Origin of the sequence: Enterobacter cloacae, from assembly GCF_013375935.1 — a bacterium.
Lineage (GTDB): Bacteria > Pseudomonadota > Gammaproteobacteria > Enterobacterales > Enterobacteriaceae > Enterobacter > Enterobacter pasteurii.
This window is the reverse complement of the sequence record NZ_CP056117.1, coordinates 4149201-4173041: the sequence shown is the minus strand read 5'-3', so window position 1 is coordinate 4173041 and position 23841 is coordinate 4149201. Positions and strand designations below refer to the sequence as shown.

The window sequence follows — 23841 nt, the reverse complement described above, 5'->3', positions numbered from 1 at the left end:
GATTACCCATACGGAGGAACTATGGATCACCGTTTACTTGAAATTATTGCCTGCCCGGTGTGCAACGGCAAACTGTATTACAGCCAGGATAAACAAGAGCTGATTTGCAAACTGGACAGCCTGGCGTTCCCGCTGCGTGACGGTATTCCGGTCCTGCTGGAAAACGAAGCCCGTTCCCTGGTGGCAGAAGAGAGCAAGTCATGAGTTTTGTTGTCATTATTCCTGCGCGTTATGCCTCAACGCGCCTGCCAGGTAAACCGCTGGTGGATATTAACGGCAAACCGATGATCGTGCACGTCCTTGAACGGGCGCGTGAGTCAGGGGCCGGGCGCGTTATCGTTGCGACCGATCACCCGGACGTCGCGCGCGCGGTTGAGGCCGCGGGGGGGGAAGTATGCATGACCCGCGCCGACCATCAGTCGGGCACCGAGCGTCTGGCGGAAGTCGTCGAGAAGTGCGGCTTTAGCGACGAGACGGTGATTGTGAACGTGCAGGGTGATGAGCCGACGATCCCGGCGGCGATCATCCGTCAGGTGGCCGAAAACCTGGCTCAGCGTCAGGTCGGCATGGCTACCCTCGCGGTGCCGATCCACCACGCTGAAGAGGCTTTTAATCCAAATGCGGTGAAAGTGGTCATGGACGCAGAGGGCTACGCGCTCTATTTCTCCCGCGCCACCATTCCGTGGGATCGCGATCGTTTCGCGCAATCGAAAGAGACGATTGGCGACACCTTCCTGCGCCATATTGGCATTTACGGCTACCGCGCAGGGTTTATTCGTCGCTACGTTGCCTGGGCACCAAGCCCGCTTGAGCATATCGAAATGCTCGAACAGCTTCGCGTGCTGTGGTACGGCGAGAAAATTCACGTTGCGGTCGCCCGGGAAGTGCCCGGCACCGGCGTGGATACCCCTGAAGATCTCGAGCGCGTTCGCGTCGAAATGCGTTAAATCGCTACCATCCCCTCGCTTGAGGGGATGTTCTCCCGCCAGGCTATTTTCCTTTTCTTGTCCATTATTGATCTCTTCCGGGTGACATCCGGGTCGCGCACGCTCATTATAAAAGCAGTAGTCTTAATGGGGGTAATCTCATATGGAACAGCTGCGTGCAGAACTCAGCCATCTCCTTGGCGAAAAGCTAAGTCGGGTGGAATGCGTGAATGAAAAGGCCGATACCGCGCTCTGGTCATTGTATGACAGTCAGGGACACCCCATGCCGCTGATGGCCAGAAGCTTTACCTCACCGGGCGTCGCCAGACAGCTGGCGTGGAAAATGTCGATGCTGGCGCGGGAAGGAACGGTGCGTATGCCCACGGTTTACGGCGTGATGACGCATGAGGAGCATCCCGGGCCGGATGTCCTGCTTATCGAGCGTTTACGCGGAGTCTCTGTTGAAGCCCCGGCGCGTACGCCTGAGCGCTGGGAACAGCTGAAGGATCAGATTGTCGAGGCTCTCCTTGCCTGGCACCGGCAGGACAGCCGCGGCCTGGTTGGCGCGGTAGACAGCACCCAGGAAAACCTCTGGCCGCTGTGGTATCGCCAGCGCGTTGAAGTGCTGTGGGGAACGCTCAATCAATTCAACAACACCGGCTTAACGATGCAGGACAAACGCATTCTGTTTCGCACCCGGGAATGCCTGCCGACGCTGTTTGAGGGGTTTAACGACAACTGCGTGCTGGTGCACGGCAACTTCACGCTGCGCAGCATGTTAAAAGATCCCCGCAGCGACCAGCTTCTTGCGATGCTCGGGCCGGGGATCATGCTCTGGGCGCCGCGTGAGTACGAGCTGTTCAGGCTGAGCGAGGGCGGGGCGGCGGAAGATTTGCTCTGGCACTACCTTCAGCGCGCACCCGTTGCGGAAGCGTTCCTCTGGCGTCGCTGGCTCTATCTGCTGTGGGATGAGGTCGCGCAGCTGGTCAACACCGGGCGATTTAATCGCGCCGGCTTCGACCTTGCCGCAAAATCACTCTTGCCCTGGCTTGCCTGACGACCCTTTGAGCCACTGCCAGAGTCGGCCTAGCGACTCGTATCCAACGCGGTCGCTGTGCATCAGCCATACCGGAGACGGGATAATCCGTTCCCACGTATTAAGCGGCGCGTCGATAGCCAGCTGGTTTGCCGGGGCTGGCAGCGGATGCAGGCCTTGCTTCTCAAAGAAAATCATCGCGCGTGGAAGGTGTGAGGCAGAGGTCACCAGCAGGAACGGTACGTCGCCGATGGCCTGTTTTACCGCCGCTGCCTCCTCTTCGGTATCCTTCGGGCTATCCAGGGTAATGATGGCGGAACGCGGCACGCCAAGCGATTCAGCCACTCTTGCACCCGCTTCCGCGGTGCTGACCGGGTTAGTTTTTGCGGCAGCCCCCGTGAAGATCATCTTCGATCCCGGATTGGCAAGCCACAGGCGGATCCCCTCGTTCAGACGCGGCAGGCTGTTGTTGATCAGGTTAGAGCTGGGGGCCCAGTTCGGGTCCCAGGTATATCCACCGCCCAGCACCACGATGTAGCCCACTTTCTGGTTTCCCTGCCATGTCGGGTAGGTGTCTTCTATCGGGCGTAACAGACCGTCAGCGACGGGTTGCAGGCTGAGCAACAGCAGCGCCAGCCAGCCCGCGGTCACGATGGATTTACCGCTTTTCTGAAACCGGCTAAACCATAACAGTGCCAGCCCCAGCGCGATAATAATCAACAGCAGGGGAAGGGGAAGCATCATGCCTCCAATATATTTTTTTAGGGTAAAAAGCATCCTTTTTGGTTCCTTTTTTGACCATACAGCAGGCGATTTCCGGTGATATTACACCAGAGTGGTTCATTCTCCGCGCGGGTGTGACAAAATAGCGGTTTTGCAGTAAGTGAGTGGAACCCTCCCAATGCGGGATCGCAATTTTGATGACATCGCGGAAAAGTTTTCGCGCAACATTTATGGCACCACCAAAGGTCAGCTTCGCCAGACGATCCTCTGGCAGGATCTGGACAAGCTGCTGGCCGAATTCGGTGACCGACAGTTGCGCGTGCTGGACGCCGGTGGCGGGGAAGGTCAGACTGCGATCCTTATGGCGCAGCGGGGACATCACGTCACGCTGTGCGATCTTTCTGCCGAGATGGTGGCGCGCGCTGAGCGAGCGGCGCAAGAGAAAGGTGTGAGCGACAACATGCATTTTATACATTGCGCCGCTCAGGACATTCCGCAGCATTTGGAAACGCAGGTTGATCTGATATTGTTTCATGCTGTGCTCGAATGGGTCGCTGAACCGCAAGCGATGTTAAAAACGCTGTGGTCGATGCTGAGGCCGGGCGGTGCCTTATCGCTGATGTTTTACAATGCCAACGGCCTGCTGATGCGAAACGTGCTGGTGGGCAATTTTGGCTACGTACAGCAGGGCATGTATAAAAAGAAACGACGCACGCTTTCACCGGATTTCCCACGTGAACCGCAGCAGGTCTACGGCTGGCTGGAGGAGATCGGTTGGGAAATTACCGGTAAAACAGGCGTGAGGGTGTTTCATGATTATCTGCGTGATAAACAAAAACAGGACGACTGTTTAGACGCCTTAACAGAAATAGAGACGCGGTACTGCCGCCAGGAGCCTTATCTCAGCCTTGGCCGCTATATACACGTCACCGCGCGCAAGCCGCAGATGCAAGGATAATCTATGAGTGAATTTTCCCAGACAGTCCCCGAACTGGTTGCCTGGGCCAGGAAAAATGATTTCTCCATCTCGCTGCCGGTAGACAGACTCTCTTTCCTGCTGGCGGTCGCGACGCTAAACGGCGAACGCCTGGATGGCGAAATGAGTGAAGGCGAACTGGTGGATGCGTTCCGCCACGTCAGTGATGCGTTTGAGCAAACCAGCGAAACCATTAGCGTGCGCGCCAACAACGCCATCAATGATATGGTGCGTCAACGTCTGCTGAACCGCTTTACCAGCGAGCAGGCGGAAGGAAACGCTATCTATCGCCTCACGCCACTGGGCATCGGCATTACCGATTACTATATTCGCCAGCGTGAATTTTCCACGCTGCGCCTCTCCATGCAGCTCTCTATCGTTGCAGGAGAGCTGAAGCGTGCCGCCGACGCGGCCGATGAAAACGGTGACGAATTCCACTGGCATCGCAACGTGTACGCACCGCTGAAATACTCGGTCGCCGAGATTTTTGACAGTATCGATCTGACCCAGCGTCTGATGGACGAACAGCAGCAGCAGGTTAAGGATGATATTGCGCAGCTGCTGAATAAGGACTGGCGCGCGGCTATCTCCAGCTGTGAACTTTTACTGTCAGAAACCTCCGGTACGCTGCGCGAACTGCAGGATACGCTGGAGGCGGCAGGCGACAAGCTTCAGGCCAACCTGCTGCGCATCCAGGACGCGACGATGGCGCACGACGATCTGCATTTTATCGACCGTCTGGTGTTCGATCTGCAGAGCAAGCTTGACCGCATTATCAGCTGGGGCCAGCAGTCGATCGATCTGTGGATTGGTTATGACCGTCACGTGCATAAATTTATCCGTACCGCCATCGATATGGACAAAAACCGCGTCTTTGCCCAGCGTCTGCGCCAGTCGGTACAGACCTACTTCGATGCGCCATGGGCGCTGACCTACGCCAATGCCGATCGTCTGCTGGATATGCGCGACGAAGAGATGGCGCTGCGCGATGAAGAGGTCACCGGGGAACTGCCGCCGGATCTGGAATACGAAGAATTTAACGAAATTCGCGAGCAGCTTGCGGCGATGATCGAGGAACAGCTCGCTGTCTACAAAACCAGACAGGCGCCGCTGGATCTTGGCCTCGTGGTGCGCGACTATCTGGCGCAGTATCCGCGCGCGCGCCACTTCGACGTTGCCCGCATTGTTGTAGACCAGGCGGTGCGCCTGGGTATCGCACAAGCCGATTTCACCGGACTGCCGCCGAAGTGGCAGCCGATTAACGATTACGGAGCCAAGGTACAGGCGCATGTCATTGACAAATATTGAACAAGTGATGCCAGTTAAGCTGGCACAGGCGCTGGCGAATCCGTTGTTTCCGGCGCTGGACAGCCAGCTGCGTGCCGGTCGTCACATTGGCCTTGACGAGCTGGATAATCACGCCTTTTTGATGGACTTTCAGGAGTACCTGGAAGAGTTTTACGCTCGCTATAACGTTGAGCTTATCCGCGCGCCGGAAGGGTTTTTCTACCTGCGTCCGCGCTCGACCACGCTTATTCCCCGTTCCGTGCTTTCCGAGCTGGATATGATGGTGGGTAAAATTCTCTGCTACCTCTACCTCAGCCCGGAACGTCTGGCGAATGAGGGGATCTTCACCCAGCAGGAGCTTTACGATGAGCTGCTGTCGCTGGCGGATGAAAGCAAGCTTCTCAAGCTGGTGAACAATCGTTCGACGGGGTCCGATCTGGACCGTCAGAAATTACAGGAAAAAGTACGCTCTTCCCTTAACCGTCTGCGCCGTCTGGGAATGGTCTGGTTCATGGGCCACGACAGCAGCAAGTTCCGCATTACCGAATCGGTCTTCCGCTTTGGCGCCGATGTGCGCGCGGGCGACGATGCGCGCGAAGCGCAGCTGCGTATGATCCGTGACGGTGAGGCGATGCCGGTGGAAAACCATTTGCAGCTCAATGACGAGCATGAAGAGAATCAGCCGGATAGCGGGGAGGAAGAGTAATGATTGAACGCGGTAAATTTCGCTCACTAACGCTGATTAACTGGAACGGCTTCTTTGCCCGAACCTTCGATCTGGATGAGCTGGTGACGACGCTCTCCGGCGGTAACGGGGCGGGTAAATCCACCACCATGGCGGCCTTCGTTACGGCGCTGATCCCTGACCTGACGCTGCTGCACTTCCGTAACACCACCGAAGCGGGGGCGACAAGCGGCTCCCGCGATAAAGGTCTGCACGGTAAGCTGAAAGCGGGCGTCTGTTATTCGGTGCTGGACGTGATCAACTCCCGTCACCAGCGCGTGGTCGTGGGGGTTCGTCTGCAACAGGTCGCCGGGCGCGATCGTAAAGTGGATATCAAGCCGTTTGCGATTCAGGGGCTGCCAACGTCCGTACAGCCGACCGCGCTGCTGACGGAAACCCTGAATGAACGCCAGGCGCGCGTCCTGACGCTTCAGGAGCTGAAAGACAAGCTCGAAGCCATTGAAGGCGTTCAGTTCAAGCAGTTCAACTCTATTACCGACTACCACTCCCTGATGTTCGATCTGGGCGTGGTTGCCCGCCGTCTGCGCAGCGCGTCCGATCGTAGTAAGTACTACCGCCTGATCGAAGCCTCCCTGTACGGCGGTATCTCCAGCGCCATTACCCGCTCCCTGCGCGACTACCTGCTGCCGGAAAACAGCGGCGTGCGTAAGGCCTTCCAGGATATGGAAGCCGCGCTGCGTGAAAACCGCATGACGCTGGAAGCGATTCGCGTTACGCAGTCTGACCGCGATCTGTTTAAACACCTGATCAGCGAAGCCACTAACTACGTGGCGGCAGACTATATGCGCCACGCCAACGAGCGCCGCATTCATCTCGATCAGGCGCTAGAGTATCGTCGCGAGCTGTTTACCTCCCGCAAACAGCTGGTGGCCGAGCAGTATAAGCACGTCGAAATGGCGCGTGAGCTGGGCGAGCACAACGGCGCCGAAGGGGATCTGGAAGCCGATTACCAGGCGGCCAGCGATCACCTTAACCTGGTGCAAACCGCGCTGCGTCAGCAGGAGAAAATCGAGCGCTACGAAGCGGATCTCGATGAGCTGCAAATTCGTCTCGAAGAGCAAAATGAAGTGGTGGCGGAAGCCGCCGATTTGCAGGAAGAGAACGAAGCCCGCGCCGAAGCCGCCGAGCTGGAAGTGGATGAGCTGAAAAGCCAGCTCGCTGACTACCAGCAGGCGCTGGACGTGCAGCAGACCCGCGCGATCCAGTACAACCAGGCGCTGCAGGCGTTGCAGCGTGCAAAAGCGCTCTGCCATCTGCCCGATCTTACCCCGGAAAGCGCCGACGAATGGCTGGATACCTTCCAGGCAAAAGAGCAGGAAGCCACGGAAAAACTGCTCTCTCTCGATCAGAAAATGAGCGTGGCCCAGACGGCGCACAGCCAGTTTGAGCAGGCGTACCAGCTGGTGGTGGCGATCAACGGCCCGCTGGCGCGTAACGAAGCGTGGGACGTTGCCCGTGAATTGCTGCGCGACGGCGTGAACCAGCGCCATCTGGCCGAGCAGGTGCAGCCGCTGCGCATGCGTCTGAACGAGCTGGAACAGCGCCTGCGCGAGCAGCAGGAAGCCGAACGTCTGCTGGCGGATTTCTGCAAGCGTCAGGGTAAAAATTACGATTTCGACGAGCTTGAAGCCCTGCATCAGGAGCTGGAGGCGCGTATTGCGGCCCTGTCCGATACCGTCTCGAATGCCAGCGAACAGCGCATGACGCTGCGTCAGGAGCTTGAGCAGCTCCAGTCCCGCTCGAAGACGCTATTACAACGTGCGCCAGTCTGGCTGGCCGCGCAAAGCAGCCTGAACCAGCTCAGCGAGCAGTGTGGCCAGGAGTTTACCTCCAGCCAGGACGTCACCGAATACATGCAACAGCTGCTGGAGCGCGAGCGTGAAGCGATTGTTGAGCGTGACGAAGTGGGCGCGCGCAAGCGTGACGTCGATGAAGAAATTGAGCGCCTAAGCCAGCCGGGCGGGTCAGAGGATCCGCGTCTGAATGCGTTAGCCGAGCGTTTCGGCGGCGTGCTGCTGTCTGAAATTTACGACGACGTCGGCCTGGACGATGCGCCGTACTTCTCCGCGCTGTACGGTCCGTCCCGTAACGCGATTGTGGTGCCGGATCTGTCGCTGATTTCTGAGCAGCTCGCAGGGCTTGAGGACTGCCCGGAAGATCTCTACCTCATCGAAGGGGATCCGCAGTCGTTTGATGACAGCGTATTCAGCGTAGACGAGCTGGAAAAAGCGGTGGTGGTGAAAATCGCCGATCGCCAGTGGCGCTACTCGCGCTTCCCGGAACTGCCGCTGTTTGGCCGCGCCGCGCGTGAAAACCGTATTGAAACCCTGCACGCCGAGCGTGAAACGCTTTCTGAACGTTTTGCGACGCTGTCGTTCGATGTGCAGAAAACGCAGCGTCTGCATCAGGCGTTCAGCCGCTTTATCGGTAGCCATCTGGGCGTGGCCTTTGAGCCCGATCCGGAAGCGGAAATTCGCAAGCTCAACACCCGCCGTGGTGAACTGGAGCGCGCGCTGGCCAGCCATGAAAATGACAACCAGCAGAGCCGCGTGCAGTTCGAACAGGCGAAAGAGGGGGTTGCTGCGCTTAACCGCATTCTGCCGCGCCTGAATCTGCTGGCAGACGATACCCTCGCCGATCGCGTGGATGAAATTCAGGAACGCCTGGACGAAGCGCAGGAAGCGGCGCGCTTTGTGCAGCAGCACGGCAACCAGCTGGCAAAACTGGAGCCGATGGTCTCCGTTCTCCAGAGCGATCCGGAACAGTTTGAGCAGTTAAAAGAAGATTACGCCTGGTCACAGCAGGTGCAGCGCGAAGCGCGTCAGCAGGCGTTTGCCCTGACGGAAGTGGTGCAACGTCGCGCGCACTTCGGCTACTCCGATTCAGCAGAAATGCTGAGCGGGAACAGCGATCTCAATGAAAAGCTGCGCCAGCGTCTTGAGCAGGCCGAAGCGGAACGTACCCGCGCGCGTGAGGCGATGCGTACTCACGCCGCACAGCTGAGCCAGTACAGCCAGGTGATGGCATCGTTGAAAAGCTCCTTCGACACCAAGAAAGAGCTGCTAAACGACCTGCATAAAGAGCTTCAGGACATCGGCGTGCGCGCCGACAGCGGTGCGGAAGAGCGCGCCCGTATCCGACGCGATGAACTGCATGCACAGCTCAGCAACAACCGCGCGCGTCGTAATCAGCTGGAAAAAGCGCTGACCTTCTGTGAAGCGGAGATGGACAACCTGACGCGTCGCCTGCGCAAGCTGGAGCGCGACTATCACGAAATGCGTGAACAGGTCGTGACCGCGAAGGCGGGCTGGTGCGCGGTGATGCGTATGGTGAAAGACAATAACGTGGAACGTCGTCTGCACCGTCGCGAGCTGGCGTATCTGTCAGCCGATGAGCTGCGTTCTATGTCGGATAAGGCGCTGGGCGCGCTGCGTCTGGCCGTGGCGGACAACGAACACCTGCGCGACGTGCTGCGCATGTCCGAAGATCCGAAGCGCCCCGAGCGCAAAATCCAGTTCTTCGTGGCGGTTTATCAGCACTTGCGCGAGCGTATTCGTCAGGACATCATCCGCACCGACGATCCGGTTGAAGCCATCGAGCAGATGGAGATCGAACTGGGGCGTCTGACGGAAGAGCTGACCTCCCGCGAGCAGAAGCTGGCTATCAGCTCCCGCAGCGTGGCGAATATTATTCGTAAAACCATTCAGCGCGAGCAGAACCGTATCCGCCAGCTGAATCAGGGCCTGCAAAGCGTGTCGTTTGGCCAGGTCAACAGCGTGCGGCTGAACGTGAACGTGCGTGAAGCGCACTCCACGCTGCTGGACGTGCTGTCTGAACAGCACGAGCAGCATCAGGATCTGTTTAACAGTAACCGCCTGACCTTCTCCGAAGCGCTGGCGAAACTGTATCAGCGCCTGAATCCGCAGATTGACATGGGCCAGCGTACCCCGCAAACCATCGGTGAAGAGCTGCTGGATTACCGCAACTATCTCGAGATGGAGGTTGAGGTTAACCGTGGCTCCGACGGCTGGCTGCGCGCTGAATCCGGTGCGCTTTCTACCGGTGAAGCGATCGGTACCGGTATGTCGATTCTGGTGATGGTGGTGCAGAGCTGGGAAGATGAGGCGCGTCGTCTGCGCGGTAAAGACATCTCTCCATGCCGTCTGCTGTTCCTCGATGAAGCCGCGCGTCTAGATGCCCGCTCCATCGCCACGCTGTTTGAGCTTTGCGATCGACTTGATATGCAGCTCATCATTGCGGCGCCGGAAAACATCAGCCCGGAAAAAGGCACGACCTATAAGCTGGTGCGTAAGGTGTTCCAGAACAGTGAACACGTACACGTCGTCGGCCTGCGCGGTTTCGCGCCGCAGCCTCCGGAATCATTACCCGGCACGGCTGACGCTTCTTAAGGCGGGTTATTACAAAGGGCGGCGCTGATGCGCCGCTTTTTTTATTCACTTAACTTGTGTTCAGGGCTGCGTTATCTTTAAACTTCTTTACATAAGGTAAGGCAACAGCGTATATGCCTTCCTATACTGAAGGAAAGCTCCAGTACACTGGGCATGTCGTAAAAACAGGGGGCAAGGGATGTTGCTTAAGAAAAATCGTGGTCGTCAGCTGTCTGCGCTGAGTTTGTGCCTGACAGTGATGTTTGCTCCACTGTTTACCGCTCAGGCCGACGAGCCTGAAATTGTGCCGACTGACAGCTCTGCGACGATGGGCGCGCAGCCGACGTCGCTGTCACAGCCGCTGGATCAGTCTCCGGCGACGGCCATTATGGCCGGCATTAAACCGCTGCCGGAAGGCATCGATACTGAATCACTACGCCAGCAGCTCATGACCGGGCTGCCTGCGGGCTATACTCCTGCCTATATCAACCAGCTTACGCTGCTGTACGCTGCGCGCGATATGAAACCGATGTGGGAAAACCGGGATGCGGTGCGCGCCTTCCAGCAGCAGCTGGCAGAAGTGGCGATTGCAGGTTTTCAGCCGCAGTTCACAACCTGGGTTGAACTCCTCACCGATCCCGCCGTCACCGGCCAGGCGCGTGACGTGGTGCTGTCTGATGCCATGATGGGCTACCTGCAGTTTGTGGCGGGCATTTCGGTGAACGGCAACCGCTGGCTCTACAGCAATAAGCCGTACAGGCTGGCGACTCCTGCGCTGTCTGTGATTAACCAGTGGCAGCTGGCGCTGGACAACGGTGACCTGCCGCGCTTTATCGCAAGCCTGGCGCCTGCCCATCCGCAGTATGCCACCATGCATCAGTCGCTGCTTGAGCTGGTAGCGGATTCCCGTCCGTGGCCTCAGGTACGTGGGACAACCACGCTTCGTCCGGGGCAGTGGAGCAGCGATGTCCCGGCGATCCGCGAAATTATGAAACGCTCAGGCATTCTCGAAAGCGGTCCTAAGATTGCGCTGCCTGGCGACGATACGCAAAACGCGGTCGTCAGCCCGTCGGCCCCGGTAAAAGAGAAAAAGGCCGTTGCGCTGAGCAACAAACCCGCCGCCTACGATCGCGAACTGGTCGCGGCGGTTAAGCAGTTCCAGGCCGCGCAGGGGCTGGGCGCAGACGGGGTAATCGGTCCATCCACCCGCGACTGGCTGAACGTCTCGCCGGCTCAGCGCGCTGGGGTGCTGGCGTTAAATATCCAGCGCCTGCGCTTGCTCCCGGGGACCTTATCCACCGGCATTATGGTTAACATTCCCGCTTATTCGCTGGTCTACTATCAGGACGGCAGCGAGGTGCTGGCCTCCCGGGTGATTGTGGGACGGCCTGACCGTAAAACGCCGATGATGAGCAGCGCCCTGAATAACGTGGTAGTGAACCCGCCGTGGAACGTGCCGCCAACGCTGGCGCGCAAGGATATTCTGCCTAAGGTCTGGAACGATCCTGGCTATCTTGAGCGTCATAACTATACGGTGATCCGCGGCTGGAACAGCAAAGAGACGATCGATCCGTGGATGGTAGACTGGTCAACGATTACGCCGTCGAACCTGCCGTTCCGTTTCCAGCAGGCGCCGGGTGCGCATAACTCGCTGGGGCGCTATAAATTCAACATGCCAAGTTCGGACGCTATCTATCTGCATGATACGCCGAACCATAACCTGTTTCAGAAAGATGCCCGCGCGCTCAGCTCAGGCTGCGTGCGTGTGAATAAGGCATCGGAGCTGGCGAATATGCTGTTGCAGGATGCGGGCTGGAACGACACGCGGATCTCCGATGCTCTCAAGCAGGGGGACACCCGTTACGTCAATATCCGCCACAATATTCCGGTCAACCTGTATTATCTCACCGCGTTTGTGGGCGCGGACGGGCGCACCCAGTACCGCACAGATATTTACAATTATGATCAGACAGCGCGATCCGGCGCACAAATTTTGCCAAAAGCGGAACAATTAATCAGGTAAATGAAGCAGTTCGGGGAAAATGATTGTCGTAAGTTATGGTGAATACGGGGCGATCTGGCTGCAGGCCGCGTATTTGCTGGGGTTGGGCGCCTTGACGTATCAGGCTTTGCCAGTTAAGGTGCCCTTCGTGCGCTAAGCATATTGACAATTTCTTTTACCTGTAGACCTGATTATCATGGACAAATTTGACGCTAATCGCCGCAAATTGCTGGCGTTAGGTGGCGTTGCGCTGGGCGCAGCGGCTATCCTTCCGACGCCAGCATTTGCCACCCTCTCGACACCTCGTCCGCGTATTTTAACGCTCAACAATCTGCATACTGGTGAGACGCTTAAGGCGGAGTTTTTCGATGGCAGAGGCTATATTCAGGATGAATTAGCAAGACTCAACCATTTTTTCCGTGATTTCCGCGCGAATAAAATCAAAGCCATCGACCCTGGACTGTTCGATCAGCTTTTCCGCCTGCAGGGCCTGCTGGGCACCAAAAGGCCGGTGCAGCTCATTTCTGGCTACCGCTCTCTGGACACCAACAATGAACTGCGCGCCCACAGCCGTGGGGTAGCGAAAAAAAGCTACCACACGAAAGGGCAGGCGATGGATTTCCATATTGAAGGCGTTTCGTTAGCCAATATTCGCAAAGCGGCGTTATCTATGCGCGCAGGTGGTGTAGGATACTACCCACGTAGCAACTTTGTGCATATTGATACCGGGCCGGTTCGGCACTGGTAATAACGAAATACAGGAGCAGTATGAACTATCGTATTATTCCGGTTACCGCGTTCTCACAGAACTGTTCATTGATCTGGTGTGAACAAACCAGGCTGGCCGCGCTTGTCGATCCCGGCGGTGACGCCGGGACAATCAGGCAGGAAGTCGCTGCCAGCGGCGTGACGCTGGTACAGATTTTACTGACCCACGGTCATCTCGACCATGTTGGGGCAGCGGCTGAACTGGCTGAACACTACGGTGTGCCGATTATCGGCCCGGAAAAAGAAGATGAGTTCTGGCTGCAGGGGTTACCCGCCCAAAGCCGCATGTTTGGCCTGGACGAGTGTCAGCCGTTGACGCCTGACCGCTGGCTGAACGAAGGTGAGCGCGTTAACGTAGGGAATGTGACTTTACAGGTGTTGCATTGTCCCGGGCATACGCCCGGCCATATCGTCTTCTTTGACGACCAGTCGCGGCTGCTGATTTCCGGTGACGTGATTTTCAAAGGCGGCGTAGGACGCAGCGATTTCCCGCGCGGCGATCACGGTCAGCTGATTCAGTCGATTAAGCAGAAGCTGTTGCCGCTGGGCGATGACGTGACGTTTATTCCGGGTCACGGTCCGATGTCGACGCTGGGCCATGAGCGGTTACATAACCCGTTCCTTCAGGATGAAATGCCTGTCTGGTAACCAGAAATAAAAAAGCCTGCTTATGCAGGCTTTTTTGTGGATGCAGATTACAGCACCGCGACAATGGCTTCGCACAGTGGTGCCATGTTGTCAGGCGTCATGCCTGCAACGTTTACGCGGCCAGAGGCAACGGCGTACACGCCAAACTCTTCACGCAGACGCAGCACCTGCTCTTTGGTCAGGCCGCTGAAGGAGAACATGCCGTTCTGCTTGATGATGAAGCTGAAATCACGATCGGCACCTTTCTCTGCCAGCGTGTTCACAAACAGCAGGCGCATGCGCTGAATGCGCTGACGCATATCGTTCAGCTCCTGTTCCCAGATAGCGCGCAGCGCATCGTTGCTCAGGATCGTCGCGACCACAGATGCACCGTGTGCCGGTGGGTTGGAGTAGTTAGCGCGGATCGCGGATTTCATCTGGCTGAAGGCGCGATCGACGATTTGCTCGTCAGCGGCCACCAGCGTACAGGCACCCACGCGCTCGTTATACAGGCCAAAGTTCTTGGAATAAGAACTGGCTACGATCAGCTCCTGATGCACCGCAGCGAACGCGCGCAGGCCTTCGGCGTCTTCTTCCAGACCACGGGCAAAGCCCTGGTAGGCGAAGTCGAACAGCGGCAGCCAGCCTTTTTCAACGGACAGCTTAGCCAGCTGTTCCCACTGCTCAAGGGTAGGGTCGATACCGGTTGGGTTATGGCAGCAGCCGTGGAACAGCACCACGTCGCCCGCCTGGGCTTCGTTCAGGCTTGCCAGCAGACCGTCAAAGTCCAGAGCGTGGTTTGCCGCGTCGTAGTAGGCGTATTCACGCACTTCCAGACCCGCGGAATTGAATACGCTCTTATGGTTAGGCCAGCTTGGGTTGCTCACCCACACGCGCTTCACGGAGGTGTTTTTCGCCAGGAAATCTGCCGCCACGCGCAGTGCGCCGGTACCGCCAGGGGTCTGGGCCGTGCGGGCGCGTTTTTCGCTCACAATGGTGCTGCCTTTGCCGAACAGCAGCTCCTGGGTGCAGCGACCAAATTCAGGAATACCATCAATACCGAGGTAGTTTTTGGTGGTTTCGTTTTCCAGCAGGTACTGCTCAGCTTTTTTAACGCTGGTCAGTACCGGAGTTTTGCCGGTTTCATCTTTATATACACCAATACCCAGGTTGATTTTGCCAGGGCGGTCGTCGGCACGAAACAGATCGGCCAGGCCCAGAATTGGGTCGGCAGGAGCGGCAGTAATGTTCTCAAACATGACGAAGTTCCATTGTGATTACAGAAGTGAAATCCGCTATCAGGTTAACGGTAGATTTACAAAATGCCAACCGTTTGCGACGAAAAGCGTGCGGCTTTTCAAAAGTCGCTAAGTTTTATCTGCACAAATAAAAAAAACAGGGCCGAAGCCCTGTTTATTAAGCATATAACAATGCGGTGTGCTGATTAGAACTGGTAAACCAGACCCACAGCGACAACGTCGTCGTTGTTGATGCCCAGCTTGTTGTCGTCTTTCAGCTGGTTGATCTGGTAGTCAACATAGGTGGACATGTTTTTGTTGAAGTAGTAGGTCGCGCCAATGTCGATGTAGTTGATGTAGTCTTCGTCACCGATACCTTCTACGTCTTTCGCCTTAGATTTGTAGTAGGCGATGGATGGACGCAGGCCGAAGTCGAACTGGTACTGAGCAACGACAGAGAAGTCCTGAGACTTGTTAGCGAAACCATTGTCCAGACGTGCTGCGTTACGCATTTCGCCGTACACTGCCGCCAGGTAGATGTTGTTCGCGTCATATTTCAGACCGGTTGCCCACTGCTCAGCTTTATCGCCTTCGCCCCAGGCCAGGCTGGTTTGCTGTGCATCAGTACGGTCAGCCGCACCATAAGCACCAACAATGCCGAAGCCTTCGTATTCATAGCTCAGAGAGGTCGCCCAGCCGTCACCGTTAGAACGTAATGCGTCATCACGCTCGTTTTTGCCCAGGTACTGAAGGCCAAAGTTCAGACCATCGACCAGGCCGAAGAAGTTGCTGTTGCGGTATGTTGCCAGACCACCGGTACGGCCTGCGAAGAAGTTATCGCTCGCGCCGGTATCACCACCGAACTCAGGCAGCATATCGGTGATGCCGATTGCGTCATAGACCAGGCCGTAGTTACGACCGTAGTCGAAGGAGCCTGCATCACCGAATTTCAGACCTGCAAATGCCAGACGGGTTTTGTTGCCGTCCTGTGCATCGCCGCCTTCAGAGTTGTTACCCTGGAAGTTGTATTCCCACTGACCGTAACCAGTCAGCTGGTCGTTGATCTGAGTTTCGCCTTTGAAGCCCAGACGCGCATAAGTTTTGTCGCCATCGTTGCCTGCGAAGTCAGAGAAGTAGTGCAGGCCAACTGCTTTACCGTAAAGATCTAATTTGTTGCCGTCTTTGTTATAGATTTCAGCAGCGTTTGCTGCACCGGCTACCAGCAGGGCAGGGACTACCACTGCCAGGATATTGCGCTTCATCATTATTTATTACCCTCATTGGTTTTTTTATGACACTCGCCACCGCCGTCAATAAATTCTGTCAATAAATATTTCCGGAACTATTGATGAGAGTTAGGTGTCTTTTTGTATCTGACAGGCATCTTTCCATTCATAGAAGCGTTTCGCTACACTGAAAGTGCTACAATCTTCAAGATTCGGTTACAAAAAGAAATTATGTGTAACTAAATGTGTATTTTAGGGAACTTTGTGAAGCACCTCAAATTTCAGCGGCATCTGGCGAAATAAACATCTCCTTTATTCCTATATATATGATTTGCTTATCTTTAATTTTGCTAAATGCATTACTTATAAACAGAAGCTAAACGGTGTGGATTTTCTTATGATCGTAATAAGACGTCCGGATGGCTCTGGATTTGGTTGTTTTTTGTGCTATAAGTTAAGAAATGTATTAAGCGCAATAAGATTGAGGTTGTTTTTTTGTTCACAGATATTTCGTGGAAACAAAACGTAACAGGTAGAGGTTATTGCGGGGTTGTGTTTTAAAGACGCTGACTTTCGACTGACGAAAACTGACATTGCAGGATAAAATAATGGCCAGCGTTTGCTGGCCATAGGTAAGAAGGTCGGTTAGAAGCTTGCGTTACGCGGCGTGCGCGGGAACGGAATCACGTCACGCACGTTCTGAACACCGGTAACGTAGGCAATCAGACGCTCAAAGCCCAGACCGAAACCGGAGTGCGGAACGGTACCGTAGCGGCGCAGGTCGCGATACCAGCTGTAGTCAGCCGGGTTCAGACCCATCTCCTGCATACGCGCATCCAGCACATCCAGACGCTCTTCACGCTGGGAACCACCGATGATTTCACCGATGCCCGGTGCCAGGACGTCCATCGCGGCAACGGTTTTACCGTCTTCGTTAAGGCGCATATAGAACGCCTTAATGTCTTTCGGATAGTTTTTCACAACAACCGGCGCTTTAAAGTGCTTCTCTGCCAGATAACGTTCGTGCTCGGAGGAGAGATCCACGCCCCAGTAAACCGGGTTCTCGAACTTCTCGCCGCATTTTTCCAGGATAGCAACCGCATCGGTGTAATCTACCTGCGCGAAGTCCGCGGAGACAAAGCGCTCAAGACGGGCGATAGCATCGTTATCCACACGCTCAGCGAAGAATTTCATGTCGTCTGCGCGCTCTTCAAGAACGGCTTTGAACACGTATTTCAGCATCGCTTCCGCCAGGCCCGCAACGTCGTTCAGGTCGGCAAAGGCCACTTCCGGCTCCAGCATCCAGAATTCCGCCAGGTGACGGCTGGTGTTGGAGTTTTCCGCACGGAAGGTTGGGCCGAAGGTATAGATCCTGGACAGCGCACAGGCATAGGTTTCACCGTTCAGCTGACCGGATACCGTCAGGAAGGCTTCTTTACCAAAGAAGTCTTTGTCGTAGTCGACTTTACCTTCCGGCGTACGCGGCAGGTTTTCCATATCCAGCGTTGAAACGCGGAACATTTCACCTGCACCTTCGGTGTCGGATGCGGTAATCAGCGGGGTAGAAACCCAGAAGTAACCCTGCTCGTTAAAGAAGCGATGCAGCGCCTGCGCCAGGGTGTGACGCACGCGGGCGACCGCACCAATCAGGTTGGTGCGCGGACGCAGGTGCGCGACTTCACGCAGATATTCGATGCTGTGGCGCTTTGCAGCCATCGGGTAGGTATCCGGATCTTCAACCCAGCCGGTTACTTCCACAGCTGTCGCCTGAATTTCGAAGCTCTGTCCCTGGCCCGGAGAAGCCACCACAACGCCGGTAACGATCACGGAACAGCCTGTTGTCAGGTGCAGAACGTCGTCATTGTAATTGGGCAGAGAATTATTAATGACGGCCTGTACAGGATCAAAGCAGGAACCGTCATAGACGGCGAGGAAGGAGATGCCAGCTTTAGAATCTCGACGAGTACGCACCCATCCGCGCACGGTGACCTCCTGGTCAACGGCGACACGGCCCTGGAGTACGTCGGCTACAGGCACAACGCTCATAATATTCTCTCTGTTAATAGTCGGAAAAAATAAACACTTGTCCGCCCTTATAGGGGGGATATCTATGTTACCTGCCATCCGCTATCAGACAAGTAAATTTCGCTGTCTTAAGAGAAGAAATAAGAAATAAATAAGAGAAGGGGAGCCATGAAGGCTCCCCGAAGCGGTCAGCTGGCTTTTTTCACCAGGGGCAGATCGAAGGCTTTACGTAATGCGCGAACGAACGCTTTGTCATGGCAGATGGTTTTGCCCGGGCTGTCGGAGAGCTTCGCCACCGGCTTGCCGTTACATTCCACCAGTTTTATGACAATGTTCAGCGGTTTCACCTGAGGGATATCGCAGGTCAGGCGCGTACCGATCCCGAAGCTAAGATTCACCCGAGAGGAGAAGTGGCGATAAAGGTCAACGGCTTTCGCGAGATCGAGATTATCGGAGAAGACCAGCACCTTACTCATCGGGTCGATACCCAATTTTTCGTAATGGGCAATGGCTTTCTCACCCCATTCTACCGGATCCCCGGAGTCATGGCGTAAGCCCTGATAGCGTTCAGCAAATTCAGGACCAAAGTCGCGCAGGAACGCGTCCATGGTAATACAGTCGGTGAGGGCAATGCCGAGCCGATCCGGGTATTCGTCAAGCCACGCGGCGAGGGCCGCGCGCTGGCTGTTAGCGAGGTCAGGGCTAATTTGCTGGTGTGCCTGGAACCATTCGTGCGCCTGGGTGCCCATCGGGGTTAAATCCAGGCGACGCGCCAGATCGTAGTTGCTGGTGCCAACAAACCACGGCTCCTGCTGAAGGCGTCTGACGATGGCTTCCTGAACGTCGCGTGAGAAGCGGCGGCGCGTGCCAAAGTCCATCAGCCGGAAGCGGGACATATCCAGCCCTTCAGTCAGCTGGTTAAACTCAACGAGTTTATTTTCCAGCGCGGCAACGGCCTGGGTAACGCCGGTTTCCGGGGAACGATAGCGGTGGGCCAGCTCGCTGATTACGGCCAGGAGCGGCACTTCCCACATGATCACTTCGCGCCACGGGCCGGTCAGGCGGATGTCCAGCTTGCCGTTATCATTCGAGACGGTGACCTGTTCCGGGTTATAGCGGAAGTCGCGCAGCCAGTTCAGATAGTCCGCTTTGAAGAACGGCAGGCCAGAAAGCCATTGATATTCGTCATCCTGCAGCGCCAGATGCTGCATGGCATCGACCTGTTCACGAATGGCGTCTGCGTAGATACCCAGCAAGTCGTCACCCCGGCAGCGAAATTCCGCCGCAACATGAACATCATGATAGTGGTGAAACACGGCTTGCTGCATATGCAGCTTGTACGCGTCGGTATCCAGCAACGTATGCAGAACCGGAGAAGCGAATTGAGTCATAGGTGCGCTGTAGCATCCTCTCACGGGAGCGTTTAGTACAATAAACAACTCCGGAGTATACCTTGTTTAATGATTTATTGAACCCCGATCACAACATAAGCACACTTTATGGTCGAGTGCATTTCGTGCCCCGTGTTATAAAAATGTAGCAATAAAGGTCGTTGTGCCTGAAAAGATGAACATTCTGCATAGCGCGTTTTACACAACAGGAATATATTGAATCGTTACTCGACAAACGATGCATAAGGTTTTCTATGACACAACAGCCACAAGCCAAATACCGCCACGACTACCGTGCGCCGGATTACCTGATTAGCGATATCGATCTGACGTTTGACCTGGATGCTACAAAAACCGTTGTGACGGCGGAAAGCCAGGTGACGCGCCAGAGCGCGACGGCCGTGCCGCTGCGTCTGGATGGTGAAGACCTGACGCTGGTCTCCCTGCATATTAATGATGAAGCCTGGTCAGACTATAAAGAAGAAGGCAACCAGCTGGTCATCGACAACCTGCCGGAACGCTTTACGCTGCGCATCGTGAATGAAATCAGCCCTGCCGCCAATACCGCGCTGGAAGGGCTTTACCAGTCAGGCGTAGCCCTGTGTACCCAGTGTGAAGCAGAAGGTTTCCGCCACATTACCTGGTATCTGGATCGCCCGGACGTGCTGGCGCGCTTTACCACGAAAATTATTGCCGATAAAGCGCTGTACCCGTTCCTGCTCTCCAACGGTAATCGTATTGGCGAAGGCGAGCTGGAGAATGGCCGTCACTGGGTGCAGTGGCAGGATCCGTTCCCGAAACCGTGCTACCTGTTTGCGCTGGTGGCAGGGGATTTCGACGTTCTGCGCGACACCTTCAAAACCCGCTCTGGCCGTGAAGTGGCGCTGGAGCTCTTCGTCGACCGTGGAAACCTTGACCGCGCGCCGTGGGCGATGACTTCCCTCATCAACTCCATGAAGTGGGACGAAGAGCGCTTTGGCCTCGAATACGACCTCGACATTTATATGATTGTCGCCGTCGACTTCTTCAATATGGGCGCGATGGAGAATAAGGGCCTTAACGTCTTTAACTCCAAATACGTGCTGGCGCGTACCGATACCGCCACCGATAAAGGCTATCTCGATATCGAGCGCGTCATCGGTCACGAATATTTCCACAACTGGACCGGGAACCGCGTCACCTGCCGCGACTGGTTCCAGCTGAGCCTGAAAGAGGGCCTGACCGTCTTCCGCGATCAGGAGTTCAGCTCCGATCTCGGCTCGCGGGCGGTGAACCGCATCAACAACGTGCGCACCATGCGCGGCCTGCAGTTTGCGGAAGACGCCAGCCCAATGGCGCACCCGATCCGCCCGGATAAAGTGATTGAGATGAACAACTTCTACACCCTGACGGTGTATGAGAAAGGCGCTGAAATTATCCGTATGATCCACACCCTGCTGGGGGAAGCGAACTTCCAGAAAGGGATGCAGCTCTACTTCGAGCGCCACGACGGCAGCGCGGCCACCTGCGACGACTTCGTGCAGGCAATGGAAGACGCGTCCAACGTCGATCTCTCTCATTTCCGCCGCTGGTACAGCCAGGCCGGAACGCCGATTGTCACCGTGAAAGACGATTACAATCCGGAAACCGAGCAGTACACGCTGACCATCAGCCAGCGCACGCCGCCAACGGCCGAGCAGGAGGAAAAACATCCGCTGCACATTCCGTTCAGCATTGAACTGTACGACAACGAAGGCAACGCGATCCCGTTGCAGAAGGGCGGGCATCCGGTACATAACGTGCTGAACGTAACCCAGGCGGAGCAGACCTTTATCTTCGATAACGTCTACTTCCAGCCGGTTCCTGCGCTGCTGTGTGAGTTCTCCGCGCCGGTTAAGCTGGAGTACAAGTGGAGCGATCAGCAGCTGACGTTCCTGATGCGTCACGCGCGCAATGATTTCTCTCGCTGGGACGCGGCGCAAAGCCTGCTGGCGACGTACATCAAGCTGAACGTCAACCGTTACCAGCAGGGCCAGCCGCTGACGCTGCCGGTGCATGTGGCTGATGCCTTCCGCGCCATTCTGCTGGATGAGAAGATTGACCCGGCGCTGGCGGCTGAAATTCTGACGCTGCCGTCCGCGACCGAAATCGCGGAGCTGTTCGACATCATTGACCCGATTGCGATTGTGGCCGTGCGTGAAGCGCTGACCCGCACGCTGGCGACCGAACTGGCGGATGAATTCCTCGCCATCTATAACGCCAACAGGCTGGACGCCTATCGCGTGGAGCATGCGGACATTGGCAAGCGTTCCCTGCGCAATACCTGCCTGCGCTACCTTGCGTTTGGTGAGGCTGAGCTGGCAAACGTGCTGGTAAGCAAGCAGTACCACGAAGCGGATAACATGACGGATGCGCTGGCCGCGCTGGCGGCGAGCGTTGCCGCCGAGCTGCCGTGCCGTGACGCGCTGATGCAGGAGTACGACGACAGGTGGCACGAGGATGGTCTGGTGATGGACAAATGGTTCATCCTGCAGGCCACCAGCCCGGCGGCCGATGCGCTGAGCAAGGTCCGCAGCCTGCTCAGGCACCGTTCGTTCACCATGAGCAACCCGAACCGCGTACGCTCGCTGATTGGCGCGTTTGCCAGCAGCAACCCGGCCGCGTTCCATGCCGAAGACGGCAGCGGCTATCAGTTCATGGTGGAAATGCTCACCGAGCTGAACAGCCGTAACCCGCAGGTGGCGTCTCGCCTGATTGAGCCGCTGATCCGCCTGAAGCGCTACGACGCGCAGCGTCAGGCGAAAATGCGAGCCGCGCTTGAGCAGCTGAAAGGGCTGGAAAACCTGTCTGGCGATCTGTACGAAAAGATTGCGAAGGCGCTGGCCTGATAGAAAGCTTAACCCTCCCTCTCCCTGTGGGAGAGGGCCGGGGTGAGGGCATCAGGCATTAGCTTTAATCAACGCGCGCTCATTCACCCCACGCTTCATTACCCTGTCCAGCACTTCCGCCTCCAGCTCCGCCAGTCTTGCCGCGCCCACGCGGCGAGGGCGTGGAATGTCCACCGTCAGATCCAGACCAATTTTTCCCTCTTCTATTAACAGCACCCGGTCGGCCATCGCCACGGCTTCACTGACGTCGTGCGTCACCAGCAGCACCGTAAAACCGTGCGTCTGCCAGAGAGACGCAATCAGATCCTGCATCTCGATTCGCGTCAGGGCATCGAGCGCACCGAGCGGTTCATCAAGCAGCAGCAGGCCGGGACGGTGAATTAACGCCCGCGCCAGGGCCACGCGCTGCTTCTGACCGCCCGACAGCGCCGCAGGCCATTCACCCGCGCGATCCTCCAGCCCGACCGCGGCGAGTGCCTGCCGGGCCTCCTCCCGCCAGCTGCCTTTCAGACCAAGCCCGACGTTATCCATCACCGTTTTCCACGGCAGCAGGCGCGCGTCCTGAAACATCATGCGCGTATCGTCCTGAATGTTGGCCAGCGGCGTGGTGCCCGCCAGAATGTCACCCCCGTTGGGGGCTTCCAGCCCGGCTAAAAGACGCAGCAGGGTGCTTTTTCCGCCGCCGCTGCGGCCGACAACGGCCACAAACTGTCCGGCGGGAATATGCAGATCCAGCGCGTTCAGAATGGTTTTTTCGCCGTAGCGTTTGGTTACGCCGCTTAACAGCAACGGCGTCCCCTGATTCAGTCGTGCAGTATTCATGCTTTCGCCTCCTGAGCGGTATAGGCCGGGTTCCAGCGCAGCCAGGTACGCTCCAGCCACTGGGCGCTGACGTCTGCGAGCTTGCCGAGCAGGGCATAAAGGATAATGGCAACCACCACCACGTCCGTTTGCAGAAACTCCCGGGCGTTCATCGCCAGATAGCCAATGCCGGAATTAGCCGAAATGGTTTCCGCCACGATCAGGGTCAGCCACATCAGGCCGAGCGCAAAACGCACGCCGACCATGATGGAGGGAAGGGCGCCCGGCAGAATGACATGCGTAAACAGGGCAAAACCCGACAGGCCATAGCTGCGGGCCATCTCCACCAGGCCGCGATCGATATTGCGGATCCCATGCCAGGTATTGATATAGATCGGGAACAGCGTCCCCAGCGCCACGAGAAAGATTTTTGCGCTCTCATCTATGCCAAACCACAGGATGACCAGCGGGATCAGCGCCAGGTGCGGCACGTTGCGCAGCATCTGCACGGAGGTGTCCAGCAGCCGCTCTCCCCAGCGGGAGAGACCGCTGATCAGCCCAAGCGTCAGGCCGATGCTGCCGCCAATCGAAAAACCGATTGCCGCACGCCAGGAGCTGATAGCCAGATGCTGCCACAGCTCGCCGCTGGCGCTTAGCGACCAGAATGCTTCGACAACGCCCTCCGGAGAGGGCAGGATGCGGCTCGACAGCCAGCCGGTTGAAGATGCCAGCTGCCACACGAGGATAATGCCGACGGGCAAGAACCACGGCGCGGCGCGCAGCAGCCATTTTTGTGCATTTGCGGACATAGAGGC

18 protein-coding genes are annotated in these 23841 nt (G+C 56.7%); 11 read left to right on the top strand and 7 right to left on the bottom strand.

Going from position 1 to position 23841, the window contains the following annotated elements; genetic code table 11:
- Positions 1-21 precede the first annotated feature (21 nt).
- The 3 genes from ycaR (at position 22) to HWQ14_RS19665 (ending at position 1983) form a co-directional block, all read left to right on the top strand.
- A complete protein-coding gene (gene ycaR / locus HWQ14_RS19675) occupies positions 22-204 on the top strand; it encodes a protein YcaR (protein WP_176610721.1) in 183 nt (60 codons plus the stop codon).
- Positions 201-947 (top strand): 3-deoxy-manno-octulosonate cytidylyltransferase, encoded by a 747-nt coding sequence (kdsB, locus tag HWQ14_RS19670; RefSeq protein WP_148421040.1) that lies wholly within the window; start codon positions 201-203, stop codon positions 945-947. Before ycaR ends, kdsB begins: the two co-directional genes overlap by 4 nt.
- 142 nt (positions 948-1089) lie before the next feature.
- A complete protein-coding gene (locus HWQ14_RS19665; protein ID WP_148421038.1) occupies positions 1090-1983 on the top strand; it encodes a YcbJ family phosphotransferase in 894 nt (297 codons plus the stop codon).
- Here HWQ14_RS19665 and elyC read toward each other — a convergent pair.
- On the bottom strand, positions 1960-2739 hold the full coding sequence (gene elyC / locus HWQ14_RS19660; RefSeq protein WP_176610720.1) for an envelope biogenesis factor ElyC: 780 nt from the start codon (positions 2737-2739) through the stop codon (positions 1960-1962). The genes HWQ14_RS19665 and elyC overlap by 24 nt on opposite strands.
- Before the next feature lie 124 nt (positions 2740-2863).
- Between elyC and cmoM the strand changes: the two genes are divergently transcribed.
- From cmoM to HWQ14_RS19625, 7 genes are all read left to right on the top strand, one after another.
- On the top strand, positions 2864-3643 hold the full coding sequence (gene cmoM / locus HWQ14_RS19655) for a tRNA uridine 5-oxyacetic acid(34) methyltransferase CmoM (protein ID WP_148421034.1): 780 nt from the start codon (positions 2864-2866) through the stop codon (positions 3641-3643).
- Positions 3644-3646: 3 nt separating this feature from the next.
- Entirely contained in the window at positions 3647-4969 is a 1323-nt protein-coding gene (gene mukF, locus HWQ14_RS19650) for a chromosome partition protein MukF (RefSeq protein WP_015570962.1), read from the top strand.
- Entirely contained in the window at positions 4950-5654 is a 705-nt protein-coding gene (gene mukE / locus HWQ14_RS19645; protein WP_003858208.1) for a chromosome partition protein MukE, read from the top strand. Before mukF ends, mukE begins: the two co-directional genes overlap by 20 nt.
- Complete coding sequence (gene mukB / locus HWQ14_RS19640; protein WP_176610719.1) at positions 5654-10102, top strand: chromosome partition protein MukB; 4449 nt, start codon at positions 5654-5656, stop codon at positions 10100-10102. Before mukE ends, mukB begins: the two co-directional genes overlap by 1 nt.
- Before the next feature lie 178 nt (positions 10103-10280).
- On the top strand, positions 10281-12104 hold the full coding sequence (gene ldtD / locus HWQ14_RS19635; protein ID WP_176610718.1) for a L,D-transpeptidase: 1824 nt from the start codon (positions 10281-10283) through the stop codon (positions 12102-12104).
- A 175-nt stretch (positions 12105-12279) separates the two neighbouring features.
- Entirely contained in the window at positions 12280-12831 is a 552-nt protein-coding gene (locus tag HWQ14_RS19630) for a YcbK family protein (RefSeq protein WP_176610717.1), read from the top strand.
- Between the two features lie 20 nt (positions 12832-12851).
- Entirely contained in the window at positions 12852-13499 is a 648-nt protein-coding gene (locus tag HWQ14_RS19625) for an MBL fold metallo-hydrolase (protein ID WP_148421027.1), read from the top strand.
- A gap of 47 nt (positions 13500-13546) precedes the next feature.
- Here HWQ14_RS19625 and HWQ14_RS19620 read toward each other — a convergent pair whose 3' ends face one another.
- The 4 genes from HWQ14_RS19620 to pncB all read right to left on the bottom strand — a co-directional run bounded on the left by HWQ14_RS19620 (position 13547) and on the right by pncB (position 19358).
- Positions 13547-14737, bottom strand: coding sequence for an amino acid aminotransferase (locus HWQ14_RS19620; RefSeq protein ID WP_148421024.1), 1191 nt, complete (start codon positions 14735-14737; stop codon positions 13547-13549).
- A 185-nt stretch (positions 14738-14922) separates the two neighbouring features.
- Positions 14923-15981 (bottom strand): porin OmpF, encoded by a 1059-nt coding sequence (gene ompF / locus HWQ14_RS19615; RefSeq protein ID WP_274857760.1) that lies wholly within the window; start codon positions 15979-15981, stop codon positions 14923-14925.
- Between the two features lie 606 nt (positions 15982-16587).
- Positions 16588-17988 (bottom strand): asparagine--tRNA ligase, encoded by a 1401-nt coding sequence (gene asnS, locus HWQ14_RS19610; RefSeq protein WP_148421022.1) that lies wholly within the window; start codon positions 17986-17988, stop codon positions 16588-16590.
- A 167-nt stretch (positions 17989-18155) separates the two neighbouring features.
- The gene (gene pncB, locus HWQ14_RS19605; RefSeq protein WP_148421020.1) at positions 18156-19358 is read right to left on the bottom strand and encodes a nicotinate phosphoribosyltransferase; all 1203 of its coding nucleotides are present in this window, start codon (positions 19356-19358) and stop codon (positions 18156-18158) included.
- Positions 19359-19612: 254 nt separating this feature from the next.
- Between pncB and pepN the strand changes: the two genes are divergently transcribed.
- Positions 19613-22225, top strand: coding sequence for an aminopeptidase N (gene pepN / locus HWQ14_RS19600; RefSeq protein ID WP_176610716.1), 2613 nt, complete (start codon positions 19613-19615; stop codon positions 22223-22225).
- Between the two features lie 51 nt (positions 22226-22276).
- Here the strand turns inward: pepN and ssuB are convergent, their stop codons facing one another.
- Entirely contained in the window at positions 22277-23047 is a 771-nt protein-coding gene (gene ssuB / locus HWQ14_RS19595; protein WP_148421017.1) for an aliphatic sulfonates ABC transporter ATP-binding protein, read from the bottom strand.
- Positions 23044-23835: an aliphatic sulfonate ABC transporter permease SsuC gene (gene ssuC / locus HWQ14_RS19590; protein WP_176610715.1), complete on the bottom strand. Its 792-nt coding sequence runs from the start codon at positions 23833-23835 to the stop codon at positions 23044-23046. The genes ssuB and ssuC overlap by 4 nt, the downstream gene beginning before the upstream one ends.
- Between the last annotated feature and the right edge of the window lie 6 nt (positions 23836-23841).

Bases quoted from the DNA above. Each gene is read 5' to 3' on its own strand.
- ycaR (WP_176610721.1), top strand. From the start codon at position 22: ATGGATCACCGTTTACTTGAAATTATTGCCTGCCCGGTGTGCAACGGC.
- kdsB (WP_148421040.1), top strand. From the start codon at position 201: ATGAGTTTTGTTGTCATTATTCCTGCGCGTTATGCCTCAACGCGCCTG.
- HWQ14_RS19665 (WP_148421038.1), top strand. From the start codon at position 1,090: ATGGAACAGCTGCGTGCAGAACTCAGCCATCTCCTTGGCGAAAAGCTA.
- elyC (WP_176610720.1), bottom strand. From the start codon at position 2,739: ATGCTTTTTACCCTAAAAAAATATATTGGAGGCATGATGCTTCCCCTT.
- cmoM (WP_148421034.1), top strand. From the start codon at position 2,864: ATGCGGGATCGCAATTTTGATGACATCGCGGAAAAGTTTTCGCGCAAC.
- mukF (WP_015570962.1), top strand. From the start codon at position 3,647: ATGAGTGAATTTTCCCAGACAGTCCCCGAACTGGTTGCCTGGGCCAGG.
- mukE (WP_003858208.1), top strand. From the start codon at position 4,950: ATGTCATTGACAAATATTGAACAAGTGATGCCAGTTAAGCTGGCACAG.
- mukB (WP_176610719.1), top strand. From the start codon at position 5,654: ATGATTGAACGCGGTAAATTTCGCTCACTAACGCTGATTAACTGGAAC.
- ldtD (WP_176610718.1), top strand. From the start codon at position 10,281: ATGTTGCTTAAGAAAAATCGTGGTCGTCAGCTGTCTGCGCTGAGTTTG.
- HWQ14_RS19630 (WP_176610717.1), top strand. From the start codon at position 12,280: ATGGACAAATTTGACGCTAATCGCCGCAAATTGCTGGCGTTAGGTGGC.
- HWQ14_RS19625 (WP_148421027.1), top strand. From the start codon at position 12,852: ATGAACTATCGTATTATTCCGGTTACCGCGTTCTCACAGAACTGTTCA.
- HWQ14_RS19620 (WP_148421024.1), bottom strand. From the start codon at position 14,737: ATGTTTGAGAACATTACTGCCGCTCCTGCCGACCCAATTCTGGGCCTG.
- ompF (WP_274857760.1), bottom strand. From the start codon at position 15,981: ATGATGAAGCGCAATATCCTGGCAGTGGTAGTCCCTGCCCTGCTGGTA.
- asnS (WP_148421022.1), bottom strand. From the start codon at position 17,988: ATGAGCGTTGTGCCTGTAGCCGACGTACTCCAGGGCCGTGTCGCCGTT.
- pncB (WP_148421020.1), bottom strand. From the start codon at position 19,358: ATGACTCAATTCGCTTCTCCGGTTCTGCATACGTTGCTGGATACCGAC.
- pepN (WP_176610716.1), top strand. From the start codon at position 19,613: ATGACACAACAGCCACAAGCCAAATACCGCCACGACTACCGTGCGCCG.
- ssuB (WP_148421017.1), bottom strand. From the start codon at position 23,047: ATGAATACTGCACGACTGAATCAGGGGACGCCGTTGCTGTTAAGCGGC.
- ssuC (WP_176610715.1), bottom strand. From the start codon at position 23,835: ATGTCCGCAAATGCACAAAAATGGCTGCTGCGCGCCGCGCCGTGGTTC.